Annotated in this window: 24 protein-coding genes; 7 read left to right on the plus strand and 17 right to left on the minus strand. The window is 71.4% G+C overall.

What is annotated here, in order from left to right; all coding sequences use genetic code 11:
* Positions 1 to 27: 27 nt before the first annotated feature.
* The 6 genes from ACM9LD_RS08535 to trpB form a co-directional block, all read right to left on the minus strand.
* A complete protein-coding gene (locus tag ACM9LD_RS08535) occupies positions 28 to 1656 on the minus strand; it encodes an ABC-F family ATP-binding cassette domain-containing protein (RefSeq protein ID WP_415676252.1) in 1629 nt (542 codons plus the stop codon).
* Between the two features lie 99 nt (positions 1657 to 1755).
* Positions 1756 to 2946 carry a GGDEF domain-containing protein gene (locus tag ACM9LD_RS08540; RefSeq protein ID WP_415676253.1) on the minus strand — a complete coding sequence of 397 codons (1191 nt, stop codon included), beginning with the start codon at positions 2944 to 2946 and terminating at the stop codon, positions 1756 to 1758.
* Positions 2909 to 3964 carry a GGDEF domain-containing protein gene (locus ACM9LD_RS08545; protein ID WP_415676254.1) on the minus strand — a complete coding sequence of 352 codons (1056 nt, stop codon included), beginning with the start codon at positions 3962 to 3964 and terminating at the stop codon, positions 2909 to 2911. Before ACM9LD_RS08545 ends, ACM9LD_RS08540 begins: the two co-directional genes overlap by 38 nt.
* Before the next feature lie 184 nt (positions 3965 to 4148).
* Positions 4149 to 5291: a GGDEF domain-containing protein gene (locus ACM9LD_RS08550; RefSeq protein WP_415676255.1), complete on the minus strand. Its 1143-nt coding sequence runs from the start codon at positions 5289 to 5291 to the stop codon at positions 4149 to 4151.
* Between the two features lie 43 nt (positions 5292 to 5334).
* Positions 5335 to 6114 carry a tryptophan synthase subunit alpha gene (gene trpA / locus ACM9LD_RS08555; RefSeq protein WP_415676256.1) on the minus strand — a complete coding sequence of 260 codons (780 nt, stop codon included), beginning with the start codon at positions 6112 to 6114 and terminating at the stop codon, positions 5335 to 5337.
* Positions 6111 to 7439 (minus strand): tryptophan synthase subunit beta, encoded by a 1329-nt coding sequence (gene trpB, locus ACM9LD_RS08560; RefSeq protein ID WP_415676491.1) that lies wholly within the window; start codon positions 7437 to 7439, stop codon positions 6111 to 6113. The genes trpA and trpB overlap by 4 nt, the downstream gene beginning before the upstream one ends.
* Positions 7440 to 7518: 79 nt before the next feature.
* On the opposite strand from trpB, the gene ACM9LD_RS08565 reads away from it, so the two are divergent.
* The 4 genes from ACM9LD_RS08565 to ACM9LD_RS08580 are packed head-to-tail and all read left to right on the plus strand — an operon-like array spanning position 7519 to position 10929.
* Positions 7519 to 8229 (plus strand): GNAT family N-acetyltransferase, encoded by a 711-nt coding sequence (locus ACM9LD_RS08565; RefSeq protein ID WP_415676257.1) that lies wholly within the window; start codon positions 7519 to 7521, stop codon positions 8227 to 8229.
* Complete coding sequence (locus ACM9LD_RS08570; RefSeq protein ID WP_415676258.1) at positions 8226 to 9140, plus strand: amino acid ABC transporter permease; 915 nt, start codon at positions 8226 to 8228, stop codon at positions 9138 to 9140. Before ACM9LD_RS08565 ends, ACM9LD_RS08570 begins: the two co-directional genes overlap by 4 nt.
* Entirely contained in the window at positions 9137 to 9928 is a 792-nt protein-coding gene (locus ACM9LD_RS08575) for an amino acid ABC transporter ATP-binding protein (protein ID WP_415676259.1), read from the plus strand. The genes ACM9LD_RS08570 and ACM9LD_RS08575 overlap by 4 nt, the downstream gene beginning before the upstream one ends.
* Complete coding sequence (locus ACM9LD_RS08580) at positions 9925 to 10929, plus strand: transporter substrate-binding domain-containing protein (protein WP_415676260.1); 1005 nt, start codon at positions 9925 to 9927, stop codon at positions 10927 to 10929. The genes ACM9LD_RS08575 and ACM9LD_RS08580 overlap by 4 nt, the downstream gene beginning before the upstream one ends.
* A 13-nt stretch (positions 10930 to 10942) precedes the next feature.
* Here the strand turns inward: ACM9LD_RS08580 and ACM9LD_RS08585 are convergent, their stop codons facing one another.
* Positions 10943 to 11707 (minus strand): GntR family transcriptional regulator, encoded by a 765-nt coding sequence (locus ACM9LD_RS08585; RefSeq protein ID WP_415676261.1) that lies wholly within the window; start codon positions 11705 to 11707, stop codon positions 10943 to 10945.
* A gap of 98 nt (positions 11708 to 11805) precedes the next feature.
* Here ACM9LD_RS08585 and ACM9LD_RS08590 point away from each other — a divergent pair, with 98 nt between their 5' ends.
* Both ACM9LD_RS08590 and ACM9LD_RS08595 read left to right on the plus strand, forming a co-directional pair.
* Positions 11806 to 13233, plus strand: a complete 1428-nt coding sequence (locus ACM9LD_RS08590; protein ID WP_415676262.1) for a sugar porter family MFS transporter — start codon at positions 11806 to 11808, stop codon at positions 13231 to 13233.
* Positions 13230 to 14129 (plus strand): N-acetylglucosamine kinase, encoded by a 900-nt coding sequence (locus ACM9LD_RS08595; protein ID WP_415676263.1) that lies wholly within the window; start codon positions 13230 to 13232, stop codon positions 14127 to 14129. The genes ACM9LD_RS08590 and ACM9LD_RS08595 overlap by 4 nt, the downstream gene beginning before the upstream one ends.
* Here the strand turns inward: ACM9LD_RS08595 and trpC are convergent.
* From trpC to ACM9LD_RS08610, 3 genes are read right to left on the minus strand one after another with little or no spacing between them, the layout of a single operon-like run.
* Complete coding sequence (trpC, locus tag ACM9LD_RS08600) at positions 14126 to 14944, minus strand: indole-3-glycerol phosphate synthase TrpC (RefSeq protein ID WP_415676264.1); 819 nt, start codon at positions 14942 to 14944, stop codon at positions 14126 to 14128. The two genes, ACM9LD_RS08595 and trpC, sit on opposite strands and share 4 nt — an antisense overlap.
* Positions 14945 to 14984: 40 nt before the next feature.
* Complete coding sequence (locus ACM9LD_RS08605) at positions 14985 to 15686, minus strand: TIGR02234 family membrane protein (RefSeq protein ID WP_415676265.1); 702 nt, start codon at positions 15684 to 15686, stop codon at positions 14985 to 14987.
* Entirely contained in the window at positions 15686 to 17239 is a 1554-nt protein-coding gene (locus ACM9LD_RS08610; protein WP_415676266.1) for an anthranilate synthase component I, read from the minus strand. Before ACM9LD_RS08610 ends, ACM9LD_RS08605 begins: the two co-directional genes overlap by 1 nt.
* Positions 17240 to 17276: 37 nt before the next feature.
* Here ACM9LD_RS08610 and ACM9LD_RS08615 point away from each other — a divergent pair, with 37 nt between their 5' ends.
* The gene (locus tag ACM9LD_RS08615; RefSeq protein ID WP_415676267.1) at positions 17277 to 17735 is read left to right on the plus strand and encodes a peroxiredoxin; all 459 of its coding nucleotides are present in this window, start codon (positions 17277 to 17279) and stop codon (positions 17733 to 17735) included.
* A 15-nt stretch (positions 17736 to 17750) separates the two neighbouring features.
* On the opposite strand, the gene ACM9LD_RS08620 is transcribed toward ACM9LD_RS08615, so the two are convergent.
* The 7 genes from ACM9LD_RS08620 to hisH all read right to left on the minus strand — a co-directional run bounded on the left by ACM9LD_RS08620 (position 17751) and on the right by hisH (position 22019).
* Positions 17751 to 18263, minus strand: coding sequence for a hypothetical protein (locus ACM9LD_RS08620; RefSeq protein ID WP_415676268.1), 513 nt, complete (start codon positions 18261 to 18263; stop codon positions 17751 to 17753).
* Positions 18264 to 18386: 123 nt separating this feature from the next.
* Complete coding sequence (gene hisI / locus ACM9LD_RS08625; protein WP_415676269.1) at positions 18387 to 18734, minus strand: phosphoribosyl-AMP cyclohydrolase; 348 nt, start codon at positions 18732 to 18734, stop codon at positions 18387 to 18389.
* The gene (gene hisF, locus ACM9LD_RS08630; RefSeq protein WP_415676270.1) at positions 18731 to 19507 is read right to left on the minus strand and encodes an imidazole glycerol phosphate synthase subunit HisF; all 777 of its coding nucleotides are present in this window, start codon (positions 19505 to 19507) and stop codon (positions 18731 to 18733) included. Before hisF ends, hisI begins: the two co-directional genes overlap by 4 nt.
* A 24-nt stretch (positions 19508 to 19531) precedes the next feature.
* The gene (locus ACM9LD_RS08635; RefSeq protein ID WP_415676271.1) at positions 19532 to 20395 is read right to left on the minus strand and encodes an inositol monophosphatase family protein; all 864 of its coding nucleotides are present in this window, start codon (positions 20393 to 20395) and stop codon (positions 19532 to 19534) included.
* Entirely contained in the window at positions 20395 to 21129 is a 735-nt protein-coding gene (gene priA, locus ACM9LD_RS08640; protein WP_415676272.1) for a bifunctional 1-(5-phosphoribosyl)-5-((5-phosphoribosylamino)methylideneamino)imidazole-4-carboxamide isomerase/phosphoribosylanthranilate isomerase PriA, read from the minus strand. The genes ACM9LD_RS08635 and priA overlap by 1 nt, the downstream gene beginning before the upstream one ends.
* A 9-nt stretch (positions 21130 to 21138) precedes the next feature.
* On the minus strand, positions 21139 to 21393 hold the full coding sequence (locus ACM9LD_RS08645; RefSeq protein WP_415676273.1) for a hypothetical protein: 255 nt from the start codon (positions 21391 to 21393) through the stop codon (positions 21139 to 21141).
* On the minus strand, positions 21390 to 22019 hold the full coding sequence (gene hisH / locus ACM9LD_RS08650; protein WP_415676274.1) for an imidazole glycerol phosphate synthase subunit HisH: 630 nt from the start codon (positions 22017 to 22019) through the stop codon (positions 21390 to 21392). The genes ACM9LD_RS08645 and hisH overlap by 4 nt, the downstream gene beginning before the upstream one ends.
* Positions 22020 to 22068 lie beyond the last annotated feature (49 nt).

The raw sequence follows: 22068 nt of genomic DNA on the forward strand, positions 1-22068 counted from the left end.
CCCACAACGGCCCCGTCGGGCACCGGGTCAGGCGAGCTCGATGAGCTCCTGGTACTCGGCGTTCCAGTGGTCCTCGGTGCCGTCGGGCAGCAGGATCACCCGCTCCGGGTTGAGCGCCTCGGCGGCGCCCGGGTCGTGCGTCACCAGGACGACGGCGCCCTCGTAGGAGCGCAGCGCCTCGAGCACCTGCTCGCGGCTGACGGGGTCCAGGTTGTTGGTCGGCTCGTCGAGCAGCAGCACGTTCGCGGCCGAGGAGACCAGCCCGGCGAGGGCGAGCCGAGTCTTCTCACCACCGGACAGCGTGCCGGCGGGCTGCTCGAGCTGCGGGCCGGTGAACATGAACGCACCCAGCAGGCCGCGTAGGTCCTGCTCCCCCGCGTCCGGCGAGGCGTGCCGGATGTTGTCCCAGACGGACGCCTCGTCGTCGAGCGTGTCGTGCTCCTGCGCGAAGTAGCCGATCTTCAGGCCGCGCCCCGGCTCGAGCCCGCCCGTATCGGGCGTCTCGACGCCCGCCAGCAGCTTGAGCAGGGTCGTCTTGCCCGCGCCGTTGAGCCCGAGGACGACGACGCGGGAGCCCTTGTCGATCGCGAAGTCGACGCCGGTGAAGATCTCCAGCGAGCCGTAGGTCTTGGTGAGGTTCTTGACCATGAGCGGCGTCTTGCTGCAGGGGGCCGGCGCGGGGAACTTGATCCGCGCCGTCTTGTCCTCGACCCGCACGTCGTCGAGCTCGCTCATCATGCGCTCGGCACGCCGCAGCATGTTCTGGGCCGCGACCGCCTTGGTGGCCTTCGCCCCCATCTTCGCGGCCTGCACCCGCAGGGCGCCCGCCTTCTTCTCGGCGTTGGCGCGCTCACGGCGCCGGCGCTGCTCGTCGGTGGCGCGGGCGTCGATGTACTTCTTCCAGCCCATGTTGTAGACGTCGGCCTCGCCGCGCACCGCGTCGAGGAACCACACCCGGTTGACGACGTCCGCGAGCAGGTCCACGTCGTGGCTGATCACGATGAGCCCGCCGTCGTGGTTCTGCAGGAACGTGCGCAGCCAGCCGATGGAGTCGGCGTCCAGGTGGTTGGTCGGCTCGTCGAGCAGCAGCGTCGTGTCCGACTTGCCGCCGGAGCCGTCCGACGCCGCGAACAGGATACGGGCGAGCTCGACACGGCGGCGCTGGCCGCCGGACAGGGTGCGCAGCGGCTGCTCCAGCACCCGCTCGGGCAGGGCCAGGCTGTTGCAGATCCGGGCGGCCTCGGACTCCGCGGCGTAGCCGCCGAGCGAGGAGAAGCGCTCCTCGAGGTTGCCGTACTTGCGCACCGCGGTGTCCAGCTCGTCGCCGACCAACTCGCCCATGCGCACCTGCTGCTTGGCCATCTGCGCGACGATCTGGTCGAGCCCGCGCGCCGAGAGGACGCGGTCCTTCGCGAGCACGTCGAGGTCGCCCTCGCGCGGGTCCTGGGGCAGATAGCCCACGTCGCCGGAGGAGATGATGCGGCCCGCGTAGGGCTCGCCCTCGCCGGCGAGGATGCGCATGGTGGTCGTCTTGCCGGCGCCGTTGCGGCCGACGAGGCCGATCCGGTCGCCCGCCTGCACGCGCAACTGGTCGCCGGGCGCGGTCAGCAGGGTGCGGACGCCGGCGCGCACTTCGAGGTCGGTCGCGGTGATCACAACGGTCCAGCCTACCGGTCGGACGGTCCGGTTCTCACCTCGGTTTCAGCGGTGGTGACCGCGCTCACGGAAGTGTCGGGACGTGCCGGGACCCAATCGTCACCGTGCCGCACCGCGCCGGTCATGGACGACGATCCGTCGCGTTCGATCCGCCTTGGCCTCGTACAGCGCCGCATCCGCCACCGCGATCGCCTGGGACAGCAGTGCAGGATCGAGGCCGTGCGTGACAGTGACCCCGATGCTTCCGGCGATCCGTGGCGGCCCAGCAGCGGATACGACCAGGGCGTGCAGATCGTCGACGAGTACCGCGGCGGCGTCGGCCTCCCCCGTGCCCACGACGAGGAACTCGTCTCCTCCCATCCGGGCGAGCAACGGCCGACCACGGACGCCACTCCGGAGCAGGTGCGCGGTCTCGATGAGTTTCTCGTCGCCCGCAAGGTGTCCGTGGGCGTCGTTGAATTCCTTGAACCCGTCGAGGTCCAGGACTGCGACGACGGCCACGTGGCCACTGCGGTCGCGCAGTCGACGTCGGAGCGCCAGATCCGCGCCACGGCGTCCGTACAACCCGGTCAGGGTGTCGCGATCGCGCTCTTCCGTCACCTTGCCGAGACCGCGACGACCTGCTTCGACCGCGAACTGCACCACGACGGGCAACGCGAACGCGATGGTCGCCGCCGGTGCGACGATCGGGTACAGCTCACCGAATCCCACGTCGTCGACGCGCATCGTCATCGCGGTCGCGGCCGCGATGACCGCGAGACTGAACAGGCAGTGCACCAGCAGGATCCGCCAGCCGAGCAGAAAGGCGATCAGCATTGCCACCATCCCGAAGAACATGGTGGCGCCGATGCGCCCCCACCCGGACTGGGTGAGACTTCCCACAACGAGAACAGCGTCCGCGCACACCACGAACGTCAGCGCATCGCCCCAGGACGGGCGGCGGAGGCGGAGCCACCAGACGCCCAGGGCGGTGCCCGCGCACCCCGAGAGAATGTAGGCGGTGATCGCGAGCGGGGTCGCTGGCCGGATCGGGAGGAACAACGTCACGATGCCGAGCGGCAGAATCAGGAGTGCAAGTGCCGCGACCACCAATCGCAGCGCCACGCCACCCCCTTGCCCCACGATGCCGGAGGTGGCGAACGCGTACTCGGCACGTCCGGCCGTCCGCCAAGCGTCGCGATCGACGAGTGCTCGTCCCAGCCGACGGAGGTTCACCCCCACAGGTGCTCTTCGAGATGGCATTCCGCGCCGCCTAGTCGGACCCGCCGGCGCCCTGCGCCGTGAGATCACGCACCACGATCCGGCGAGAACGGTCCGCCTTGGCCTCGTACAGCGCCTCGTCCGCCTCGCCGACCGCGGCGGCCAGCTGCGACGTACCGATACGGGGGTGCACGACGAGGCCGACGCTCCCGGCGATCGTCCCGCCAGCTCTGACGAGTTCGCGCAGGTCGGCGACCACGCGGTCAGCCTCGGACCGACCTCTCCGGAGCGCGACGATCACGAATTCGTCTCCACCCATACGGCCGATCAGAGAATTCTCGACACCGCCGCGGAGCCGCTCCGCGGTATCCACGAGGTACTGGTCGCCCGCGAGGTGCCCGTAGGTGTCGTTGAAGACCTTGAAGCCGTCGAGGTCGAGCATCGCCACCACCGCGACGTCGTGCTCGCGGCGGTGGACCAGATTGCGCAATGCCGCCTGGAGACCGGCGCGGCTGAAGAGGCCGGTGAGGGTGTCCCGGTTGCGCTCGACGGTGACGGCGCCGATGCCGCGGCGTCCGAACTCCACGATGAACTGGACCAGCATGGGCAAGGCGAAGTCGATCGTCGCCGCGGGGGCCAGGATCGCGTACAGCTCGCCCAGGGCGAGCCCGTCGAACCGGACCGCCGCCGCCGTGCAGAGCGCAATGGCGATCAGCGAGAAGGTGCAGTGGACCAGGAGGATGCGCCAGCCCAGGAGGAAAGCGGTGAGCATCGCGAGCATGCCGAGGTACGTCGTGCCCGCCACCTTCGCCACCCCGTGCTGTGCCAGACATCCGGCCAGCAGACACAGGTCGGCCGTGGCGACGAAGATGATCGCGTGACGCGACGTGGGACGCGCGAGCCGCAGCCACCACACGCCGAGGACAGCGCTGCCGCTCGACGAGAGCAGGAACACCAGCATCGCGGCGATGCCCTGCGGTCGGGCCGCCGAGAACAGCACGCCGATGCACAGCGGGACCATGAGCAGCGCGAGTGACCCGACCACGTAGCGCAGCGCGATGCCGCCGCCCTGCCCCTTGATCCAGGACGTCGCCTGCTCGTACTCCAACTGGCCCGCGTACCGCCAACCCGAGCGACGCGTCAGGGCTTTGGCGCCGGCACGGAGGATCCGCGGAAGATCGACCGGACCCCACACCGCATCGGCCGGTCGCCGCGCGTCAGCCGCCAACGCTGCTCCCGGTCGTCACGAGGACACATACTACCCATGAAGTAGCGGCGTGGACGTCTTCGCCCTACCGAATCTGGGACGGTGCGGTGCGATCCCGCACCACCACCGCGGAGACCGTCGAACGCTTCGCCTCGTACAGGGCGTCGTCGGCTTCGACGACGAGCTCCTCCATCTCAGGTCGATCGCGGCTCGGGGTGATGACGACCCCCAGGCTGGCCGGGATCCGGTCGTCGTCGACCGCCCCGCGCGGGCGCAGCAGCGCCTCCAACTCTTCTACCGCCCCCGCCGCCTCAGCGGCGCCCGTCCGGAACCCGACGATGCCGAACTCGTCGCCGCCGTACCGCCCGATGAGCAGGCGTGGGACGGTCTTGAGCCGAAGGGCGACATCGCGCAGGAGCTGGTCGCCCGCGGCGTGCCCGCGGGTGTCGTTGAACTGCTTGAAGCCGTCGAGGTCGAGCGCGGCGACGAGGTAGACCCCGTCCGGCCCCGCCCGCCTCTGGGTCCGTCGGATGGCGAGGTTCATCCCGCGGCGGCTGTACGCCCCGGTCAGGCTGTCGACGTTCCACTCCTGCGTGAGCTTGGCGGCGCCGTGCCGCCCCGTCTCCACGACCACCTGGATGATGATCGGCAGTCCGACCACGGTGGTGATCGCCGGTGTCGTGTAGACGTACAGCTCGAGAAGCGTGCGGCCCTCCGCGAGGATCGCGTGGACGGTCAGCCCCGAGATCAGGAGCAGTCCGTACACGCAGTGCACGAGAAGGATCCGCCAGCCCAGGAAGAAGGCCGCGAACAACCCCACCATCCCGAGGTGGATGGATCCGCAGATCCTGGCGACGGGGTCGGACAGGACCGAGACCCCCACGCCGATGAAGCCGTCGGCGAGGACGAAGAACCACATCGCCTCTCGCACACTCGGCCAGCGCCCCACCAACCACCGGAGGCCGATGAAGAATCCGCACACGGCGACGACCATGTGTACGGAGCGGGACACGACGCCGTGCGGGCCCATCGGGTGGAACTGCATCACCGTCGCGAGCGGAAGCATCATCATCGCCAGCAGCGCAATCGCCACTCGCAGGGCGCGTTCGCCGTTCAGGTACCGGATCGCCACCGTCATGTAGGCGTACTCCTGCAGCCCGACGGTGCGCCACCGGCGGCCGTCGAGGAGCGCGCGTCGGACGACGCCCACGGCCCGCCGAGCGGGCATCCGCCGTGGTCTCCGTCGACCGCGGACGCCGAGCTCCCCGGAGTCAGGCGCCGCGGACACCGGCAGCGAGCTCGGAGGTCAGGGCACGGACGGCCTGCAAGGACTCACCGGCCGCACTCACCAGGGCGGAACCGACGATCACCGCATCGGCGTACGCGGCGATCTCCGCAGCCTGCTCCCGCGAGCGCACGCCCAGCCCGACGCCGACCGGGATGTCGGACACCTCGCGGATGCGCGCCACCAACTCCGGCGCGACGTTGTCCACGACATCGCGGGCGCCGGTGACGCCCATCGTCGACGCCGCGTAGAGGAAGCCCGACGAGGCCTTGGCCGTCATCGCGAGCCGCTCCGGCGTCGACGACGGCGCCGCGAGGAAGACCTTGTCCAGGCCGTGCCGGTCGGCGGCCGCGATCCAGTCGTCGGCCTCCTCGGGGATGAGGTTCGGCGTGATCAGGCCCCTGCCGCCGGCGGCGGCAAGGTCGCGGGCGAAGGCCTCGACGCCGTACTTGAGCACGGGGTTCCAGTAGGCCATCACCACGGGCGCGCCGCCGGCGGCGGCGACGGCCTCGGCGTAGGAGAAGATGTCGCGGACGCGGATGCCGCCGCGCAGCGCGTCGTCCGCGGCGCGCTGGATGACGGGGCCGTCCATGACCGGGTCGCTGTAGGCCACGCCCAGCTCGACGATGTCCGCGCCGGATTCGACCATCGCGACCACCGCGTCGATGCCGCCCTGCTTGGACGGATAGCCGCAGGGCAGGTAGGTGACCAACGCGGCGCGGTTCTCCGCGCGGCACTGCTCGAAGACCGGTGCCAGTGCGCTCACTTGCTCTCCTCCTCGAACTCGGCGTTCCGCAGTTCCGTGTTCAGCTCCTCGCCGACGACCTTCTGGCCGACCACGTCCCCGTGGTCGTCGAGCAGGCCGAACCACTTCCCGGCGGTGTCGACGTCCTTGTCCCCGCGGCCGGACAGGTTGACCACGATCACGGCGTCCGGACCCAGCTCGCGGCCCAGCTCAAGCGCACCGGCGACGGCGTGCGCGGATTCGATCGCCGGGATGATGCCCTCCGTGCGGCAGAGCAGCGCGAACGCGTCCATGGCCTGCGCGTCCGTGATCGGCACGTACTCGGCGCGACCGTCCTCCTTGAGCTGTGCGTGCTCGGGACCGACGCCGGGGTAGTCGAGGCCCGCAGAGATCGAGTGGGACTCGATGGTCTGTCCGTCCTCGTCCTGCAACAGGTAGGAGTAGGCGCCCTGGAACGCTCCCGGGCTGCCGCCGGTGAAGGTCGCGGCGTGCCGGCCGGTCTCGACACCGTCGCCCGCGGCCTCGCACCCGACGAGCCGGACACCGGCATCGGCGATGAACGGGTGGAAGATCCCGATCGCGTTGGATCCGCCTCCGACGCACGCCACGACCGCGTCGGGCAGGCGTCCCTCGGCCTCGAGGATCTGCTCGCGCGCCTCCATGCCGACGATCCGCTGCAGGTCGCGGACCATGAGCGGGAACGGGTGCGGCCCGGCGGCGGTGCCGAAGCAGTAGTAGGTGGTGTCCGCGTTGCTGACCCAGTCGCGCAGGGCCTCGTTGATGGCGTCCTTGAGTGACGCCGAACCGGAGGCGACCGCGATCACCTCGGCACCGAGGAGCCGCATCCGCGCAACGTTGAGCGCCTGGCGGTCGGTGTCGACCTTGCCCATGTAGACGACGCATTCGATGCCGAGCAGCGCGCACGCGGTCGCGGTGGCGACCCCGTGCTGCCCGGCGCCGGTCTCCGCGATGACCCGCGGCTTGCCCATGCGCTTGGCCAGGAGCACCTGCCCCAACACGTTGTTGATCTTGTGGCTGCCGGTGTGGTTGAGGTCTTCGCGCTTGAGGTACACCTTCGCGCCGCCCGCGTGCTCGTTCAGGCGCACGCACGGGTACAACGGCGACGGCCGCCCGGTGTACTGCCGCTGCAGGCGATCGAGTTCCGCGAGGAACTCGCGGTCGGAGCGGACCTTCTCGAACTCCGCCGTGACCTCCTCGATCACCGCCATGAGCGCCTCGGGCACGTGCCGTCCGCCCCACGCACCCCAATGACCGGTCCCGTCCGGCTCGAAGGCCGATCGTTCGGACAGTCCGGTACTGGCTTCAGGAAGGCTCACAGCAACGATTATCCCTACTCCGTCAAAGTGGAATCACAGCGACGCCAAACGTTCCCCGAATCCGTCTCCGCGACGAGTGTTTCCGGGCATGACCACCACGCTCGGCCATGTCCTCGACGATCCCGTCCGGGCCTCCCTCCACGGCGCGCACGCCCGCTTCCGCCTCGGCGACGGGGCCGTCGTCCGCTACCGGCCGGAGGTCGCGCGCTTCGTCGGCCACCCGCCACAGCCCACCCCCGAGGACTTCGCGGCCCTGGCCCGCCTCGCCGTCCCCGGCGCCCCTCTCTCGCTCCGGGGCGTGCGGGCGCCCCTCCCCGCGGGGTGGCGGATCGTCGACGAGATCCCGCTCGTCCAGTACGACGGTGCCGCCCTCGCGACGGCGCCCGACGGCGAGGCCGAGGTGCTCGGCCCCCGGAACGTCGACGAGATCCTCGACCTGGTCGCCCGCACCCGCCCGGGGCCGTTCGAGCGGCGCACCGTCGAACTCGGGCTCTACCTGGGCCTGCGCGACGACTCCGGGCGCCTGATCGCGCTCGCCGGAGAACGCCTGCGCCCGCCCGGATGGACCGAGATCAGCGCGGTCTGTACGGATCCCGCCCACCGCGGGCAGGGCCTCGCGACCCGCCTCGTCCGCGCCGTCGGGCACCACATCCGGGCCCGGGGCGACGTCCCGTTCCTGCACACCTCCGCCGAGAACACCGGCGCCCGCGCGGTGTACGAGGGCCTCGGATTCCGGCTCCGCGCGTCGATCCCCCTGCTCCTCGTCCAGCCGCCCGCCCTACCGACCGGAGAGTCATGACACTCGCCCTCACCCGGCCCCAGCCGTCCGCCACCGATCCCGAGCTCGCGGAACTCGCCGCACTGCCCGTGCGGCACCGCGTCCAGTGGGGCCGGTGGCTCGCGGTCGCGGTCGCCGCCCTCCTGTTCGCGCAGCTCGCCGTCTCGGCCGTGACCAACCCGCGGTTCGACTGGCCAACGTTCGGCGCCTACCTGTTCAGCCCGACGATCCTCGAGGCGCTCTGGTTCACGATCCAGCTCACCGTGATCGGCGCCGTCCTCGGCTTCCTTCTCGGCGGCGCGCTCGCCCTGGCCCGCCTATCCGGCAACCGCGTCCTCGCGGCCTTCAGTTTCGGCTTCATCTGGCTGTTCCGGTCGATCCCCCTCATCGTGCAGATCCTGTTCTGGGGCTATCTGGGGGCGCTGTACCCGACGATCGGCCTCGGCATCCCGTTCGGTCCGACCTTCGTCGACGCGCCGACCAAGGACCTGCTCTCGCCGTACACCGCGGCGGTGATCGGCATCGTCCTGCACCAGGCCGCGTACGGCTCGGAGATCGTGCGGGCGGGGATCCTCGGCGTCTCGGCGGGCCAGCACGACGCGGCCCGCGCCCTGGGGATCCCACCGGCCGCGCACCTGCTGCGGATCACGCTGCCGCAGGCACTGCGCACGATCGTGCCGCCCGCCGCGAACGAGGTGATCGGCCTGCTCAAGGGCACGACAGCGGTCTTCATCCTGGCCCTGCCCGACCTGTTCTACCAGGTCCAGGTGGTGTACGGCCGCAACGGCAGGATCATTCCCCTGCTGCTCGTCGCCGTCGCCTGGTACGCGGTGCTCACCACCGTCCTGTCGATCGGCCAGCACTACCTCGAGAAGCGCCTCGCGCGCGGCTACGGGGCCACGAACACCCCGAAGAAGGAGAAGTCCGCATGACCGCCACCGCCCCGCGCCCGCGCCTGGAGGCCGTGGGCCTGACCAAGCGTTTCGGCCACGACGACGTGCTGCGCGGCGTCGACCTCACCGTCGCGCCGGGTGAGGTGGTCTCGATCATCGGGCCGTCCGGGTCCGGGAAGTCGACGCTGCTGCGGCTGCTCAACCACCTGGAGGAGCCGACCTCGGGCGTCGTCCGGGTCGACGGCGACCTCATCGGCGTCCGCCGCCGCGGCGGCCACCTCGTCGCGCTGCGCGAGCGCGAGCTGCGCCGCCAACGCGCCCGCATCGGCTTCGTCTTCCAGCAGTTCAACCTGTTCCCACATCTCACGGCCGCGGAGAACGTCGCGCGACCGCAGCGGCTGACGCTGGGCCGCAGCCGGAGCGAGGCCGAGGCCCGGGCCCGCGAACTGCTCGACCGGGTCGGGCTGGGCGCGCACGCCGGCCACTACCCGGGTCAGTTGTCGGGCGGACAGCAGCAGCGCGTCGCGATCGCCCGCACCCTCGCCCTCGACCCCGACCTGATCCTGTTCGACGAGCCGACCTCCGCGCTCGACCCCGAGCTGGTCGGCGAGGTGAACGCCGTCATCGCCGAGCTCGCCGCCGAGGGCCGGACCCTCGTGGTCGTGACCCACGAGCTGGCCCTCGCCCGCCGCATCTCGGACCGGATCGTCTTCCTCGACCGGGGCCGCGTCGTCGCCGTCGGGACGCCGGCCGCCGTACTCGACCGCCCCGCCACCGACCGGACCCGCACCTTCCTCGCCCACTGGACCACCAAGGAGACCGCATGACCATCCGTTCCGTTCGACATCGCCTGCCCGCCCTCGTCGCGGCCCTCGCCCTCGCGGGATCGGTGCTGGCGGGCTGCGGCGGGCAGACCACCGAGTCGACGACCGCGAGCGTCACCGGCGCGGCCGGACAACAGCTCAACCTGACCAGCAAGCAGAACCGGATCGTGCCGGCGAAGGACGAGGCCGCGGCGGCCCTGCTCCCCCAGGCCGTCCGCGATCGCGGCATCCTCCGGGTCGCGCACGGCTCGGGGGCGGGCAACGCGCCGTTCTACTTCCCCGCGACGGACGACGAGCGCGTCTTCATCGGCGACGAGTCGGACATCGCGTACTTGATCGCCGGCGCGCTGGGCCTGAAGCTCGAGGAGTCGAACACCTCGTGGGAGGGCCTGTTCCTGGGCATCGACAGCGGCCAGTTCGACCTGGGCGTCTCGAACATCACCGTCACGGAGGCGCGGAAGCAGAAGTACGACTTCGCCACGTACCGCAAGGACGACCTCGCCGTCGAGGTCCAGGAGTCGTCCACGTTCACCTTCGCGGGCGGGGATTCCTTCTCCGGGAAGACGGTGGCCGTCGGGTCCGGCACCAACCAGGAGCGGATCCTGCAGCGCTACGACGCGGATCTGCGCGCCGCGGGCAAGCCCGGCATCGCCATCAAGAACTACCAGGACAACACCGGTACCTACGCCGCGCTCGCGTCGGGCCAGATCGACGCCTACTTCGGACCGAACCCGATCTCGGCCTTCCACGTGGCGCAGACCAAGGGCACCCCGAACGCGACGAAGATCGTCGGCCGGGTGTCCGGCGCCGGCTCGACGCTGCAGGGCCTCATCGGCGCGACGACGAAGAAGGACAGCGGCATCATCCGCGCCGTGCAGGCGGCCCTCGAATCGACGATCCGCAGCGGCGACTACCTCAAGGTCCTGCAGCGGTGGGGCCTGGAGGCCGAGGCCGTGCCCACGTCGGAGATCAACCCGCCGGGGCTGCCGATCACCGACAAGTGACGCGACTGCGTCCTCAGAGTTCCGCCGGCCCGGCCGCGACGTCCAGCGTCGCGGCCGGGCTCGTCGCGCGGGCGACGAACTTGAACCGGTCGCCGCGGTAGACGCTGCGGGTCCACTCGAGGGCGACGCCCTCGACGTCCCGGCCCAGGCGATGCACCATGAGCAGCGGATGCCCCGCGGTGACCCCGAGGAGCTCAGCCTCGGACGGCGAGGCGAGCGCCGTCTCGACCGTGTCCTCGACCGCGGTGATCGAGCGCGCATACTGCTCGCGGAGGACGCGGTACAGCGACGCCTGCTCCTCCAGCCGCGTGGCGAGTCCACGGAGCGGGCCCCGCAGGTGCGCCATCTCGATGGCCAGCGGCTCGTCGTCGACGATGCGCAGCCGCGTGACGCGGTACACGCGGGCCCCACGCGGGAGTTCGAGCGCCGCCTGCGTCTCCGCGTCCGCCGTGATGTGGTCGCACGCGAGCAGCCGCGAGCTCACCTGCTTGCCGTCGACGCCGAAGTCCTCACTCAGCGAGGTCAGCTGCCGGACCCGGACGATCTTGGGCGGCGCCACGTAGGTGCCGCTGCCGTGCTCGCGGCGCAGCACCCCTTCGGCGGACAACTCCGCCAACGCCTTCCGCAACGTCGTGCGCGAGACGCCGAGCTGCTCGGCCAGCCTGCGTTCCGCGGGCAGGGTGTCCCCGTGCCCGAGGTCGCCGATGCGGCGTTGCAGCTCGAGTTTGGCGCGGAAGTAGCGCGGCGGCTCGGTGTGCGACGAACGAGGGAGCGTCATGTGTCCCACAATACCCCTTGACGGTCAAAGTGGTCTATGCCACTCTTAGCCTACTCCAAATGGTGTAGACCACTTGGAGCCGACTTCAAGGAGATGACATGAGCAGTACGCAGGCTGCGAAATCGAGCGCGGTCCTCGTCGGCATCGCCGCGGCGAGCCTCGGCGTGATCTACGGCTACGACACGTCGAACATCGCCGCGGCGAAGGACTTCATCCGGCAGGACTTCGGCCTCGGCGACGGGATGACCCAGGCGCTCGCCACGGTCGTCGTCGTGGGCGAGATCCTCGGCGCGATCGTCGGCGGCTGGTTCGCCAACAAGGTCGGCCGGAAGAAGGCGATGATCGCCGTCGGCGCCGGCTACACCGTCTTCGCCCTGTTCGGCGCCCTCGCCCCGACCGTGCCGCTCCTCTTGTTCGCCAGGTTCATGCTCGGCCTCACCGTCGGCGTCTCGGTCGTGGTGGTCCCCGTCTTCGTGGCCGAATCCGCGCCCGCGAAGCGCCGCGGCGCGATGCTCGTGGCCTACCAGTTCGCCACGATCGTGGGCATCATCCTGGGGTACGTGCTCGGCTACCTGCTCGCAGGCCTCGGCACCACCTCATGGAAGTGGATGCTCGGCGTCGCCGCGGTGCCCGCGATCATCGTCACGCTGCTGCTCGTCCGCCTGCCTGACACCGCCCGCTGGTACATGACCCGCGGCCGCGAGGACGAAGCCCGCGCCGCACTCATCTCCGTCGAGCCCGATTCCACCGCCGCCGGCATCGAGGCCGAGCTCGACGAGATGCGCGCCCAGCTCTCCGACGAGTCGGGTGGCAAGCTCGGCCAGCTCTTCCGCAAGCCCTACCTGCGCGCCACCTTCTTCGTCGTCGTCCTCGGCTTCTTCATCCAGATCACCGGCATCAACGCGATCATCTACTACAGCCCGGACATCTTCGCGTCGATGGGCTACGAGGGGAACTTCGGCAAGTACATGCTGCCCGCCTTCGTGCAGCTGTTCGGCCTGCTGGCCGTGGTCATCTCGATCTTCACCGTCGACAAGTTCGGCCGGCGCCCCATCCTGCTCGGCGGCATCGGCACCATGATCCTCGCCTTCGCCGTGATGATCCTCGCGTACCAGATGGCCGACGGTGACTTCAAGAACCACGAGACCGCCGGGGTCGTCGGCTTCGCCGGACTGGTGCTGGTCGTCATCGGCTTCTCCTTCGGCTTCGGCTCCCTGGTGTGGGTGTACGCCGGCGAGGCATTCCCCGCCCGGCTCCGCGCCTACGGCTCGTCGGCGATGCTGACCTCGGACCTCGTGGCGAACGCCATCGTCGCCCAGGTCACGCTGACCATGCTCAACAGCCGGCTCCTCGGCGGCACGGGCACCTTCGCGGTCTTCGGCGCCCTGACCGTCGTCGCCTTCCTCTTCGTGCTCAAGTTCGCACCGGAGACCAAGGGCCGCAAGCTCGAGGACATCCAGTACTACTGGCAGAACAACGGCACCTGGCCCACCGGCGCCGACAAGACGGGGGTCGTGTCCCAGTGAGCACCGCGGTGATCGGCCTCGACATCGGAGGCTCCAAGACGCAGGCCGTCCGTGCCGAGAACGGCGTGGTCGTGGCCGAGGCCCTCGCCGGCAGCGCGAACATCTCGTCCGTGGGCCGCGACGAGGCCGGTCGCCAGCTCGACATCGCGCTCGGCCGGCTCGGCGTGCACGACGTGGGCGCGGTGTGCGCCGGCGCGGCCGGGGTGGAGACCCCGGCGGGCGCCGCCACGCTCACCGCTCTCCTCGCCGAGCGCATCCCCGGCGCCCGGATCCGGGTGGTGCACGACAGCCAACTGATCCTGGCCGCGGCGGGCGTGCGCGACGGGGTGGCGGTCATCTCCGGTACCGGCGCCGTCGCGTGGGGCAGGGCGGGCGACAAGCACGCCCGCGCGGGCGGCTGGGGCTATCTCCTCGGCGACGAGGGCAGCGGCTACTGGGTGGCCAAGGAGGCGGTGCGCCGCACCCTGATCCGCCTGGATCGCGAGGAGCCCGCGGATCATCTCGGCCAGCAGTTGGCGGCCGACTGCGGGCTGCAGGACCCGGACGAGCTGCTGGATCACTTCTACGCGCAGCAGGAGCGGCGGTACTGGGCCGGCCGGGCCCGGGTGGTCTTCGAACTCGCAGGGTCGGGCGACCCGGTGAGCACCGACATCGTCGACCAGGCCGCGATCGCGCTCACCCACATCGCCGTCTCGGTCGCCGAGCGGATCGGCTCGGCGGGCCCCGTGGTGCTCGCGGGCGGCCTCGCCGTGCATCAGCCGGCCCTGCAGCGCCGGGTACGGCATCACCTGGGGATGCGCGGAATCTCCGACCTGCGGGTACTCACGGTCGATCCGGTGCGCGGCGCGATCCAGATCGCGCTGCGCGAGCTGGAGCGCCGGGGCGCGCGGGACTAGCGCGCGGGGCGCGGGCAGCTGGGATGCGAGCCGGCGGTCACGAGGTCGGCGACGGCCGTCCGCGGATCGCCGGCCGTGACCAGCCCCTCGCCGACGAGCACCCCGTCGGCGCCCTGTCCGGCGTAGGTCAGCAGATCGCGGCTGTCGCGCACGCCCGACTCGGCGATCTTGATCACCGACGAGGGCAGCCCGGGGGCGATCCGCGCGAAGGAATCGCGGTCGACCTCGAGTGTCTTGAGGTTGCGGGCGTTGACGCCGATGACCGTCGCGCCGGCCTCCAGGGCACGGTCCGCCTCGTCCTCGGTGTGCACCTCGACCAGCGCGGTCATGCCGAGCGACTCGATACGGTCGAGCAGCGAGACGAGCACGGGCTGCTCCAGCGCCGCGACGATCAGCAGCACGATGTCGGCGCCGTGCGCGCGAGCCTCGTGGATCTGATACGGGGTGACGATGAAGTCCTTGCGCAACACGGGGATCCGCACCCGCGCGCGGACCGCGTCGAGATCCGCCAGGGACCCCTTGAAGCGCCGTTCCTCGGTGAGCACGCTGATCGCCCGGGCGCCCCCGGCTTCGTACTCGGAGGCCAGTTCGGCGGGGTCGGCGATGCCGGCGAGGTCGCCCTTCGACGGGCTGGCGCGCTTCACCTCGGCGATCACGGCGATGCCGGGCTCGCGGAGTGCGGCTGTGGCGTCGACGGCGGGCGGGGCCGCCTTGGCGGCGGCCTTGACCGTGGCCAGGTCGACGATGGCCTCACGGGCCGCCAGGTCCGCGCGCACACCCTCGATGATCGAGTCGAGAGCAGTGGGTGAAGTCACGGCTGGAGGCCTTTCCTGGGTCGTCGAGCGTGCTCCAACATTAGCCTTCGGCCCGCGGGCCCTCAGTTCCGGCCCCCTCGCCCGCGCCCGGACGCGTGCCACCCGCCGCCGTGGGGTCGTCCCCGCCGTCGAGCGCGTCCCACAGGTCGCGCTCGGAAGCGGGCTCGGAGGCGGTGTCGTCGAAGACGCGCTGCTCGAGTTCCGCGCGGCGCGCGGCGGGCGAGACGTACTTCGATCCCATGCCGCCGCCCCGCAGCCCTCGCATGAGGAGCACGGCCGCGCCGACCGCGAGGACCGCACCGAGGATCGCGACCCACGGCCCCGCGGCGGTCGGGTCTACCTGGGAGATGTAGTCCTTGTTGCCCATCACCACGCTGCCCGCGTCGCCGTTCGCCGGCGCGTCGCGCAGGATCTTCTCCAGGTAGCCGATGTCGGGTTCCTGCGTCAGTACCGTGACCGCCGGGTACGCGGCGCCGATGGCGGCGACCGCGACGATGACGGCGACGACGCCGCGCGCCCAGTTCTTCAGGGCCAGCGCCGCGGCGATCGCGGCGAGGAAGACCAGCCAGAGCGCCGAGAGCGCGGGCGCCCAGGTGTTTCCCGCGACGTCCAGCGTCCGCTCGGGCGAGAGCCCGTCGGCGATGGTCACGCCCATCCACGACATCCGGCCCGAGCCCCACACCGCGCCCGCCGCGGCGGCGAGCAGGACGGATGCGACCGCGAGATTGCGCTTGGCGTTCATCAGGCCTCCTCCGCCACGCCGCGCAGGGTGTTCGCGGCGGCCACGGCCTTGAGCGCCGCGAGCGCCTTGTTGCGCGATTCGTTGTACTCGTACTCGCCGACCGAGTCGGCGACGACGCCGCCGCCGGCCTGGACGTAGGCGGTGCCGTCCTTGAGCACCGCGGTGCGGATGGCGATCGCCGTGTCGGCGTCGCCCGCGAAGTCGAGGTACCCGACGATGCCGCCGTAGAGTCCCCGCCGGGTCGTCTCGGCCTCGTCGATGAGCTCCATCGCCCGCACCTTCGGCGCACCGGTGAGCGTGCCGGCGGGAAAGCACGCCGCGACGGCGTCGAGTGCCTGCTTACCCTCCGCGAGGTCGCCGGAGACCGTCGAGACCAGGTGCATCACGTGGCTGTAGCGCTCGATACGCCGATAGTCGGTGACCCGGACGGTGCCGGGCGTGCAGACCCGGCCGAGATCGTTGCGGCCGAGGTCGACGAGCATGAGGTGCTCGCTGTTCTCCTTCTCGTCGGCCCGCAGGTCCTTCTCCAGCAGGAGGTCCTCCTCGGCGGTGGCGCCCCGCCACCGGGTGCCGGCGATCGGGTGCGTTGTGGCGGTGCCGTCGGAGACGGTGACCAGCGCCTCGGGGCTGGAGCCGACGATGGAGAAGGCGACGGTGCCGTCGGGCGCGGGCACCTGCACGAGGTACATGTACGGGCTGGGGTTCGAGGCGCGGAGCACGCGGTAGACGTCGATCGGATCCGCGTCGGACGGCACCGAGAAGCGCTGCGACGGCACCACCTGGAAGGCCTCGCCCGCCTCGATGTCGCCGACCAGCTTCTCGACGATCGCGCTGTACTCCTCGACGGTCCGCTGCGCCGTCACCTCCGGTTCGGGCCGGGTGAACGACGCGACGGACGACGCGAGCGGCGCGGCGAGCGCGGCCTCCATCGCGTCGAGGCGCGCGACCGCGTCCGCGTACGCCTCGTCGACCCGGTCGGCGGAGCCGTCCCAGTTCACCGCGTTGGCGATGAGGGTGATCGTGCCCTCGTGGTGGTCGATCGCGGCGAGGTCCGTCGCGAGCAGCCACACCATCTCCGGCAGGTGCAGATCGTCGACGGTGGTGTCGGGCAGGCGCTCCAGGCGCCGCACCGCGTCGTAGGCGAGGTAGCCGACCATGCCGCCGTTGAGCGGCGGCAGCCCCTCGATCCGCTCCGAGCTCAGGAGCCGGAGCACGTCGCCGAGCGCCTCGATCGGATCGCCGCCCGACGGTGCCCCGGCGGGAGCCTTCCCGATCCAGGCGGCGGCACCGTCGACGACGGTGAGCGCGGCGGGCGCGGGAGCGCCGACGAAGGACCACCGGCTCCACGACTGCCCCGCCGCGGCGGACTCCAACAGGAAGGTTCCCGGCCGCCCGCCGGCGAGCTTGCGGTAGGCCGACAGCGGGGTCTCGGCATCGGCGAGCACCGTGCGGATCACCGGCACCACGCGGTGCCGGTCCGCGAGGGTGCGGAACTCGTCCACGCTGGTGGTCGCGCCGTCGGGCTGCAGGTTCGGCTGCTGTGCGGTACTCATCGCCTGTCAGTATCCCAGCGCCGGTAGGTTCGTGGTCATGCGCATCGGCCAGCAGGCCCCGGAGTTCGCACTCCCCGACCGCACCGGCACCGTCCGCACCCTCTCCGAGCTCCGCGGCGACGGCCGCGCGGCGGTCTTCTTCTACCTCACCGCGGGCCTGCCGGTGTGCGTCGCCGAGGTCGGGCGGTTCCGCGACGCGGGCGAGGAGTTCGATCGACGAGAGACGGCCCGTATCGGGATCAGCATGGATCCGTTGGTGCGGACGCAGGCCTTCGCGGACGTCATGGAGCCGGGCTTCCCGCTGCTCACCGACGCCGACGGTGCGGTCGCCGCCGAGTACGACGTCAAGCGCGGGAAGTTCGCGGTGGCACCGGTGCGGCGGCAGACCTTCCTCATCGACGCCGACGGGACGGTCCTGCACATCGTGGTCGGCGAGCTGCGTGCCGTGGCGCACGTCGAGGAGACGCTGGCCTTCCTCCGGACCCTCAGCGGCTAGCCACGGACCGGTCGGTCAGCGCGTGGCGACGAGCCCGGATTCGGCCGCTGCGGCCTGCGCCTGGCGGTCCGCCGCCTCGAACGGCACCTGCGAGACGAAATAGGTCTCGGGATTCGTGTCGACGACGGTGATCCGCAGCCGCTCTCCGCGAGTGGGCGCGTTCTGGAGAATGACGTTCGCGGTGGCTCGAGCGGCCCGGATACCGGAAACGCTGGCGTCGGTGACCTGCAGGCCCTCGATGCGGGCGCTGTGCCCGGTGTAACCGCCCCCATTGGTGATCTCCACCGCGAACGCCCTGGCGAGCCCCTTCACGTCAAGTCCGGACCGGCCGAAGTCGCCGATCCGGATCTGCGACACCCAGGTGCCCGAAGGGCCGAACGGAGTCCGCGCGAGGCCCACACCGCCGGCCTCGGCCGGACTGATGGACCACCCGGGCAGCGCAGAGGTCGGGAACGACAGCGCCGCCGCGCTCAGACGGTCCGGTGCGGCGGTAGCGGGGGCGGCGACGCCGACGGCGGTGACCGCCACGGCAGCGGAAGTGGCGGCGAAACGGCGCAGGAGGGTCGCGGTAGTCATGAACAACATGAGTACCCGATACATCATCCGAGATCTAGGTAACGTCGATCACGCTGCACTGAGAGCGCTGCACGGTCACTCCCGGCCGAGCAGCAGGTCCCCGTCGAAGCAGGTGTGAGTGCCGGTGTGGCACGCGGGCCCGGTCTGCCGCACGGTGAGCAGGATCGTGTCGCCGTCGCAGTCGAGCCGTACGTCGAGCACCTCCTGCACGTGGCCCGAGGTCTCACCCTTGACCCACAGCTGCTGGCGCGACCGCGAGTAGTAGGTGCCCTTCCGGGTGGCGAGCGTGCGCGCGAGAGCCTCGTCGTTCATCCAGGCCATCATGAGGACATCGCCGGTGCCCTCCTCCTGGGCGATGGCGGCGACGAGGCCGTCGGCGTTGCGCTTGAGCCGATCGGCGATCGCCTCGTCGAGGCCGGTCATCGTCGCACCACCAGACCGTGCGTGGCCATCTCGTCCTTGACCTGACCGATGGTCATGTCCCCGAAGTGGAAGACGCTGGCGGCGAGCACGGCGTCGGCACCAGCCTCGACGGCCGGCGCGAAGTGCTCGACCGCGCCGGCGCCGCCCGAGGCGATGACGGGGATGTGCACGGCCGCGCGGGCGGCGGTGATCATCCGCAGGTCGAAGCCGGCCTTGGTGCCGTCGGCGTCCATGGAGTTGAGCAGGATCTCCCCCACGCCGAGTTCCTCACCGCGGCGGGCCCAATCGATGGCGTCGATGCCGGTGCCCTTGCGGCCGCCGTGCGTCGTGACCTCCCAACCCGACGGTGTCGGCGAGTCCCCGTCCGGCACGGTGCGGGCGTCGACCGAGAGCACGATGCACTGGCTGCCGAACCGATTCGAGAGCTCGCGGAGCAGTTCCGGACGCACGATCGCGGCGGTGTTCACGGAGACCTTGTCGGCGCCGGCGCGGAGCAGGGTGTCGACGTCCTCGACCGAGCGGACACCGCCACCGACGGTGAGCGGGATGAAGACCTGCTCGGCGGTGCGGCGCACCACCTCCAGCATGGTGCCGCGCCCGGAGCTCGACGCGGTGACGTCGAGGAAGGTCAGCTCGTCGGCGCCCTGCGCATCGTATGCCGCAGCGAGCTCGACGGGATCGCCCGCGTCGCGCAGGTTCTGGAAATTGACGCCCTTGACGACGCGCCCGTCGTCGACGTCCAGGCACGGGATCACGCGCACGGCCACCGTCATCGGCTCGGCCTCCTTCGAAGGTGTCTAGTAGCTCAGGGTTCCGGCATGCCCGGGGTCGCCGCGGTAGTCCGACGGCGCGCCCACCGAGCGGACGATCGCGAGCAACTCGTCGTAGACGCCGGGGGCGCCGGCGAGCACCGAGTCGGAGCCCACGTGCCAGTCCTCGCCCGCGAGATCGGTGACCCGGCCGCCGGCCGCGAGGACCAGCGCCGCACCGGCGGCGTTGTCCCAGGCGTGGTGCCCGAAGACGACGGCACCGCCCAGCGCGCCGGACGCGGTGTACGCGAGGTCGACGCCGGTCGACCCGAACTGCCGCACCCGGGCGACGCGCCGCGAGACCTCGCCGAGGATGGCGTAGCGGTAGTCGCCGGGGAAGTGCCCGTTGCTGCCGCGGCTGAAGCTGCCGACGGCGATCATGGCGTCGTCCAGGCCGGCGCGGCCGAGCGGCGGCAGCGCCTCACCGCGGTTGCGGACGGGTCCGGCGACGTGGCCTGCGAAGGCGTCGCCGACGAGCGGGAACCACGCGAGCCCGGCGACGGGCTTCCCGTCGTGCAGCAGGCCGAGCAGGGTGCCGGTGGCCGGGTACCCGGCGGAGTAGTTGAACGTGCCGTCGATCGGGTCGAGCACCCAGACGGTGCCCTCGTCGACCGCGGGGCCGCCGTACTCCTCGCCGTGTACCGGGACGCCGGTGGCCTCGGCGACGGCCGCAGTGATGCGCCGCTCGAGCTCGAGGTCGAGGTCGGTGGCGAAGTCGGCCGGGCCCTTGGCGACCGACGCGGGGGCGCCGACCCCCTCCACGAAGCGCGGCGCGGCGGCGTCGAGCGCCTCGCCCGCCAGGGCGAGGAGGCGGTCGGGATCGGCCGTGAAACCGGCGGGAAGGGCGGCCACTAGCGCGACACCGCGGCGAGTGCCTCGGGAAGGGTGAACCGCCCGGCGTACAGGGCCTTGCCGATGATCGCGGAGTCGACGCCCTGCTCGACCAGGGTGGCGATCGCCGTCAGGTCCTCGAGCGCCGAGATGCCGCCGGACGCGACGACGGGGGCGTCCGTGGCCGCGGCGACGGCGGCGAGCAGCTCGAGATTGGGGCCGGTGAGCGTGCCGTCCTTCGAGACGTCGGTGACCACGTACCGGCTGCAGCCGTCGTTGTTCAGACGCTCGAGGACCTCCCACAGGTCGCCGCCGTCGGTGACCCAGCCGCGCCCGCGCAGCCGCCACTGACCGTCGAGCTGCTTGACGTCGAGGCCGACGGCGATCTTGTCGCCGTAACGGGCGATCGCGCTGGCGCACCACTCCGGGTTCTCGATGGCCGCCGTGCCGAGGTTCACGCGGGCGCAGCCGGTGGCGAGCGCCGCCGCGAGGGAGTCGTCGTCGCGGATGCCGCCCGACAGCTCGACCTTGACGTCGAGCTCGCCGATCACGCCGGCGAGGAGTTCGCGGTTGCTGCCCTTGCCGAAGGCGGCGTCGAGGTCGACGAGGTGGACCCACTCCGCCCCGTCGTTCTGCCAGGCGAGGGCGGCGTCGCGCGGCGACCCGTAGGCCGTCTCGCTGCCGGCCTCCCCCTGCACCAGGCGCACGGCCCGGCCCTCGGCGACATCGACTGCGGGAAGAAGTACCAGACTCACGCGACCAGCCTAGTGCGTCGTGTCATCCGACTTTCCGGGCTCCCGGTCCTGCTGGTCCTCGACGGCGCGCCCGACGATGCGGTTCGAGACGATCCCCATGGCGGCGACCGCACCCACGAGGCCGACGGCGACGATCAGCAGCCCGACGGCGGGGCTCGGGCGCAGGACGTTGAGCAGCAACACCGACAGACCCAGCACCACCACCGCCGCGCCGAGCGAGAAGAGAGCCAGCCGCCCGAGCGAGAGGCCGCGCCGTCCGCTCACAGCGTGCCCACCCAGTTCTTCAGGAGCACCGCGCCCGCGTCGCCGCTCTTCTCCGGGTGGAACTGCGTGGCCCACAGCGGCCCGTTCTCGACGGCGGCCACGAACCGGCCGCCGTGATCGGCCCAGGTGACCTTCGGGGCGCGGATGTGGTCGGCGATGTCGAGCTCCCACGTCTGGGCGGCGTAGGAGTGCACGAAGTAGTAGCGGGTGTCGGCGTCCGTGCCGGCGAAGAGCTTCGACCCCTCAGCGGGCACGACGGTGTTCCACCCCATGTGCGGCACGACCTCCGCCTGCAGGCGTTCGACGGTGCCGGGCCACTCCCCGCAGCCCTCGGTCTCGACGCCGAACTCGATGCCCTTCTCGAACAGGATCTGCATGCCGACGCAGATACCCATCACCGGCCGGCCTCCGGCGAGCCGCTCCCCGATGATCCGGTCGCCCTGCACCGCCTTGAGGCCGGCCATGCACGCCTCGTACGCGCCCACGCCCGGGACGAGGAGGCCGTCGGCGGCGAGCGCGGTCTTCGCGTCCGCGGTCACCGTGACCTCGGCGCCGGCCCGCTCCATCGCGCGATGCGCGGACCGGATGTTGCCGGAACCGTAGTCGAGGATCGCCACCTTCTTCATGCCGTCCAGCCTAATCGGCCGCGGGGACGCGCTGCATCGCAGTATTACG

Origin of the sequence: Tsukamurella hominis (assembly GCF_965137015.1) — a bacterium.
GTDB classification, from domain to species: Bacteria; Actinomycetota; Actinomycetes; order Mycobacteriales; family Mycobacteriaceae; genus Tsukamurella; species Tsukamurella hominis.